General features: G+C 58.7%; 2 protein-coding genes and 1 pseudogene. 1 reads left to right on the forward strand and 2 read right to left on the reverse strand.

Features of this window, described 5'->3' with window-relative positions:
• Positions 1-6 precede the first annotated feature (6 nt).
• Positions 7-4,473, reverse strand: a complete 4,467-nt coding sequence (locus PLH32_16255) for an AAA family ATPase (GenBank protein ID HQJ66161.1) — start codon at positions 4,471-4,473, stop codon at positions 7-9.
• A 787-nt stretch (positions 4,474-5,260) separates the two neighbouring features.
• Positions 5,261-5,920, reverse strand: coding sequence for a (Fe-S)-binding protein (locus tag PLH32_16260; GenBank protein HQJ66162.1), 660 nt, complete (start codon positions 5,918-5,920; stop codon positions 5,261-5,263).
• Positions 5,921-6,090: 170 nt separating this feature from the next.
• Between PLH32_16260 and PLH32_16265 the strand changes: the two are divergent.
• Positions 6,091-6,235 (forward strand): annotated as a pseudogene (locus PLH32_16265) (IS5/IS1182 family transposase).

Consider the following 6,235-nt stretch of genomic DNA (forward strand, 5'->3'; position numbering starts at 1 on the left):
TGTTGATTAAACCGCTCCGCCACGCACTTTGAAAATCAGCCTCAACCGGTCCGCGAACCCGTGTTTCTCCGCCGACAGAGACGCCGAATCGATAAGACCATAGGCAAGAATTCCGGCATTGACCGTTAGAACATAAAGATGATACTCTTCCATGCGCATCGCCACTGGACGGCGGGGTATGTTTGTGCCCATCACGATTCCGGTGGTGCGCAGGTCGTGAATCAGCAGCAGATGGTCCTGCCCGAGCGAGCAAAGCAGATGGTTTGCATGGTCTATCGCAACGGCGAGCAAGGGAGCTGAATGGGAGAGGCGCTGGAAAATGCGTTCCCGGCTTTGGACATGCCATACCACCAGCACGCCATTCACGGTTCCGCATGCGGCATATTTACCGGTGTCATCCAGCGCAACGCAGGTTGCGTAATGGCCATGGCGTCCGAGAACGGACTCTCGCCAGCGGGTCTTGCCTTGGATATAGCAGATCTCGCCGTCCAGGAGCGAAACGAAATAGGCCTCAGGCCGATCGCCGGCCGCAATAGCCTGGACGCCGCTGGTGAAATCCAGTTCGGCGAGTGACAGGACGGCCTGGCTCTCCAGCACCACAATCTGATCGCGGCTGGTCCCGGCGGCGGGCCGGTTTTCCGGTCTGCTGCAGCTTAAGGCGGAGAAGGAGGTTGCGGGAAAATCCCGCGTCCATACCGGCACGCTGTTTTTCCAACGGACCGCCTTGCCTCCCTTGTCCACCGTAAAAGCCTTAGGCGTGTCGGAAGCGCGCTCATGGGCAAAGGTCATCGCGGTGACCGGATAACGATGCGGTGAGGCGGTGAGCTCGATCGGTGCCTTGCCCCGCTCCACCCACATCAGCCGGCCCCCGTAATGGTCGCCTCTTTCGTCGATCATCCCGGCGATCGCCAGGGCTTGCCGGCCTCCTGGGGCGACGGCGCCGGCGATCAGATTGCCGCCCGGTCCCCAATACCGCGCCGGTCCGGCTTGCGGAACCGGCTCCTGCAAATGGATGCGCCCGCTCTCTGCACCCACCAGCAGCCGGTTGCTCTGGCTGAGGCAGCTCAGAACCGTTGCATGGTGTGGAGATCCCCAGTCCGCCTTGGCGGTACCGCCGGGCTTGTTCAGCACCGAAAGCTCACGATTTTCAGATGCCCTGATCTCAATGAGATGATCGCTCAGGGTGGCGGCAAACCAGCGGCCGTCCGGGCCGGGACACAGGTGCTTGAGAACCGGGATACTGACTCTAGCAGCCGCCCTGGTTTGATCCGCCGTCAAATCATACAGCGTCAGATACTTTTGCGCGTCGATCACCAACAGGCTGCCGCCGTCGGGGGTCAGGCGCAAAAAGTCAACTTGCCCCTGATGCCGGATGATCGCGGATTCTGTCTCTTCCTGATAATTGCAGCAGTACACGGTGCTGTCTGCACCATAATAAAGCCGGTGCCCAGGCGCGTCGAACGCAAAGGCATCGCGCCCGAACTCGAAAGCGTGGTATATTTTGCCTCTTCTGAACGGTTTTTCAGTGGTCTTGTTGACGCGCAAATCGATACTATACACATGCGCGGCCCCAAGGACAATGCCGGTGTTCTCGTCCTGAAAAAAACAGGCAATAAACTGCTCGAACTGATCGACCCGCCAAACCAGCCGGTGGATGCCGGACCGCAAATCCCACAACAGCACCGAGGCATCGTTGCTGCAGCTCAGAGCGCGTCGACCGTCCCTGGAGAAAGCGACGGCGCTGACCCAGGAGGCGTGGGCATTCATCAGCCAGATGGGCGCTTCGTCATCGATACTCCAGTAGCCGATGCCGCCATCCAGCGCACCGCTTAAAAAACAGTGCTCATCCGGCGAAACCGTCAGGGCCGTAATCGGAGCCGAGTGCCCCTTCCGATCTCCGCTGCCAAAGCGGACGGGCTGCTCCAGGGTCAAACCGATGCCTTTATAGCGGTTCGCTTCCTGCAGCAATTTTTCGGAGTAGGTGCCTTGCCGATTCAGCGCCAGGTAATTGGCGACCTCCTGCACCAGAGCGAACGGAAAGTGCGCCAGCAGGGCGCTGCGCTCGGAAAGCAGGCGGTGCAACGTCTTCCAGCTTTGCGCAAGGGAGAGGTCCTGACAGGATCGCACAGCCTCCGATAAATTCACCAGCAATTCCTGGATGCCCGGGTATACTTCCTTTTCGCCGGGGCCGCCGTAATTAACCGCCAGGGCCTGAAGATACACCGGGTCATCATAGAGCGCCTGCAAACCCGCCAGGTCATTGCCCTGCAGCAGATGAAACGCCAGCTCATTCAACGCCCTGCCGGAAGCCTCCCTCCACTCACCGGTCTCATCGTAACGGCTCAGCACCCTGAAAAACCGGGCAAGATTTTGATGATAGGATACAATCTGGCCGGATGCCTTCAAGGCATCGCGCACACAATCGGCCACCTGGGTGTAATAAAAGCTCAGCCGGTTGGCGTCATCCCCCGGCCGTTCGGCCAGGTAAGGCGCTAGATCGTAATAGAGCTTCGCCCAGATGACATCCGGCAATTGCGTCACATTTTGCGGGGATTTCCGGTAGCGTTGTCTGAAATCCTCCCTGACTTGATCATCCAGCCACAACGCGTTAAGCATTTCATCTTCACTTAGGCCGTATCGTGCCAGGGCCAGAAAGGCCGAGCTGCGGTCCACCATGGGCCGGCCGTGTTGATCATTCCCTGCAATCCGGGCGAACATGGCCTGGGTCAATTCGCTGACAGTGACAGCCAGCCTTTTCACGGGAGTAAAGGACCGCCATTGACTGGTCTCCGTGCAGGCAAGACGTAAAAATAGCGGCGAGCCGTCCCTCCTTACCGCCTGTAGCAGTTCCTCGCGCTGATCCGGCATCAGGGTGCGGTGCAATTCTGCAAAAAACCGGTCGATCAGTTGCACACTCTCCGCTTCATACAAATCCGAAACCGGCACAAAGAGGGCTTCCGGCAGGTAGTCCTGGATCGCGGTGAACATGGCGCCGTCAGCGACCGAAAGGATCATGGCGACATGTGGCGGTAGCGATTTGGGCAGCCAGGCTAGGTCGCGGCCCTCGGGGTCGCTCAACTGATCCAACGCATCGAGAAAGATAGCGAGCGGGTGTTCTTCCGAGGCTTGCCGCAGGCATTCCTGGAATCTTTCCAGCAGGGCTACATAGTCGCCGGGTGTCCATTCCGCCGTGGCGCCGGCCTCTGCCGGCCGATCGGCCAGCGTTTCGCACGCGTTAATGAGGACTTGTCTGCTGCGTGACGATCGGGGTGTCAGTCCGAGGAAACGAATGAAGGTGAAGCGGCTTTGACAGATTTTTCGCGCCATGGCCATCAGAGCGGATTTCCCGGTTCCCGGTCTGCCGTGGAGCACAAGGATCCGCCCATCGGGATCGGCCAGGTACTCGCCGAGGCGCTCGAGGAGGGAATCTCTGCCGACGAAATGACGGATATGCTCACCGGCCTGCGCTTCATGGATGCTGGTTTCTTTGAGCAGGGCAGGGATGCGGGTCGCACGGCTGAGATCGGCTAGAATGGCAGCCGCCAGCCTCCGCCATACCGTTTCACACAAGCTCTCCTGGTGCGGCGGCGTATCCAGCAGGCGCAGACAGTCATTCAGCGACGCCGGCAAGTGGCCGATATGCGCTTGTGTCGGTCCGGCCTCCGTCCAGCTGGCATGAAAATCCACACATTTCTCGCCCAGCAGCGCACGCAGGCGTTCCTTTAAAGCCGTGAGGCGCCGGTATGCCTCTTCGTCGAGCATACCTCGGTCATCCAGGTCGAGGTAATCGCGGGCCAGCGCCGTATGGGGCATGCCTTCGATCTGGCGGAAATAGCAGGTGACATGATCCGTGGCCTCGGGCATATCGAACAAACCAGCATGGATTTCCTGCTCGGTGACCGACGCGGTATAGCGGACCTGGCAGCGGCCGGGTAGATTGCCGATGGATTTCGTGAACAGGTCGTGGAGTCTTTTTTCAAGCGGGTCCCAGTTCGCCTGATCCTCGAAAAGGCCCTGGCGCGGCTGCAGCAAATAAACCGGTGGAACCGAGTTGGCATCCAGACGGTACCAACCCGGTGCGCGGGGATCCTGATCTTCATGCCAGAGCAACAGCTCGTATTCCGCGGGGGAGAGGGATGCCGCAATGCTCTCCATTTCCTTAAGCGGGATGATCGAGGGCAGCGGGCGCCAGCCGTACCGTTCGCCCAGCAGGATGACGAAATTCAGTCGGGGGCTCGCCTCCTGGCAGCGACGGATCTCGTTCAAACAGATGTTCGTCGTCTCCTGGGACAAGTTGGCCTCTTCGCTGATGCCCCAGCGAAGATCGATGGGTTGAAAGCGTGCTCCATGCCGTGTGCACAGTTCTTTCAGGCGGGGGAAAACCCACTGATGCAGTGCGGACCGCTCCGCCCGCAAATCAGCGAAAGTAGAGCAAAAAAAGATACGGAAGGTATTCGAAATGGTGACGGGCATGGTGTTTTCGCGGATGGAATTCACCGGACGGCGGCAAAAGAAGCGTACTTGAGATCCATTCCGTATGGATCACCTTATCCGGGCGATGCTATTAGTAATGAACATAATTATTATAGGACTGAAAAGCAAGAGCATTGTTAAAATAATCAACAAATCCCGGTGCAGGGATACGGGTCCTGCAGCATATGGGACGCACAGGATATCCTCAGCGGATTCTTGCGGCGTGTTGACAGTGGATGGCGGGATCCTGCAGCATACGGGACGCACAGGGTATCCTCAACTTGCCGTAGGGATTCGAACCGGCTTGGCAAGGAAGGTGACAGATCGCCCACCTCGTCCCAGATGACCTGGGCACTCTCGCAATAGCCCGCGACGCCGATCCATTGTTCATAATCCGAGGTTTTGATCGTGGCAAAGGAAGTCCACTGCTGGTTGCCTCCCTCCTGCTCCGGAAGAAACTTGCCCCACTGCCGGCAGCAGACCTGTCATCGGAGGCCATCATGGGCCCCAAGCGCACATTGCAGAAGCGGGCGGGCGTCGGCGGGCGATGGGCATAAAAATCTGCGGCGGCTGAGGTGAGCAGGAATTGGATGACCGTATCCAATGACGCTTTATGCAGTTCAGACGCCCGGACTTGAGCGGGCGGCACCGGCCTGGTTTCGCTGCGCTTGAAGGGCGCCATGCTGCGGGCAGCAAAAAACAACAGGGCCCATCGGACGACAAGAGATTGCATGTTTCCTTCCTGGGCGCTGCAAAATGGGCTTTAGCCGGGCCGGCTACTCATTTCTCAGTGGGTATCGATATAGCCCTGCAGCTGTTCGTGCCATTTAGCGGTGTCATAAACCTGCGGATCGGTCGACTCATTCATCAGGAGGTCGAGCAGGTGACGGGGCCGGCGTCCGCCAATATGCAGGGCTTTGACGCAGGAGACACAATAGACGCATACCTCCTCGCAGGGCATGGCCTCCGCACGTTTTATCATCTGTTGCCGAATCTTGTATATGGGAAACCGGGGATAGAGATCATCCCCGCAGCAGACTGTGCGCGTCCCGTGAAACCGCGTTTCAACCACCTCGATGTTCATTTTTCGAAGCAGGTTGCGTACAGCCTGATGAACCTGGGGTTTCTCCCGCACCGGGCAGGGATCCTGCACCGACAGCCGCAGGCCGCAGTAATCCGGAAAGTCAAAGGCGTCGAGCCGGTCGATGATTTCCCACACCGAGATCGTGGAAATGCCCTCATAGAGGGTGCTGAAGCGCCGGTCGCAGCCGGCGCAGACGTTGACGATCACCGATCCCTTTTCGAGCTGCGGTTCGTGGCGGCAGCAAATGTTGTGCAGCCTTGTTTCCTGCCAAGTGCGGTTGAGGAGTTCGAGAATCCTGATTTCCATATCCGGCTTGTAGAGGCTCAAGGCGCAGCCGGGATTGAAGAAGGTTTTACCCGTCATGATTTTTCCTCGGTGTCAGCCGTGCGCGGATCGGTGCACCAGCCGCTTCTCCTCATGCAGAGGATTGCGGCTGGTAAAGAGTTGAAAAACACCCGCCGTCAGCGCTATTGCCGGCCGTGCGCCGCGATGCAGGCTATAACAAGCGGTGTGGCCATCTTACCCGCAGCCACCTGAACAAAGTGAATGTCGATACCACGGTTCAGGAAACGGCAATCGCCTTCCCGACCGATGCCCGGCTCTACTACAAGATGCGCGAAGCACTGGTTCGGGCGGCCGAGTCACGGGAGATCGTCCTACGGCAAAACTACCGTCGCC

It is taken from the genome of bacterium, from assembly GCA_035419245.1.
Taxonomy (GTDB): Bacteria; Zhuqueibacterota; Zhuqueibacteria; order Residuimicrobiales; family Residuimicrobiaceae; genus JAKPUX01.

Bases quoted from the DNA above. Each gene is read 5' to 3' on its own strand.
- PLH32_16255 (HQJ66161.1), bottom strand. From the start codon at position 4,473: ATGCCCGTCACCATTTCGAATACCTTCCGTATCTTTTTTTGCTCTACT.
- PLH32_16260 (HQJ66162.1), bottom strand. From the start codon at position 5,920: ATGACGGGTAAAACCTTCTTCAATCCCGGCTGCGCCTTGAGCCTCTAC.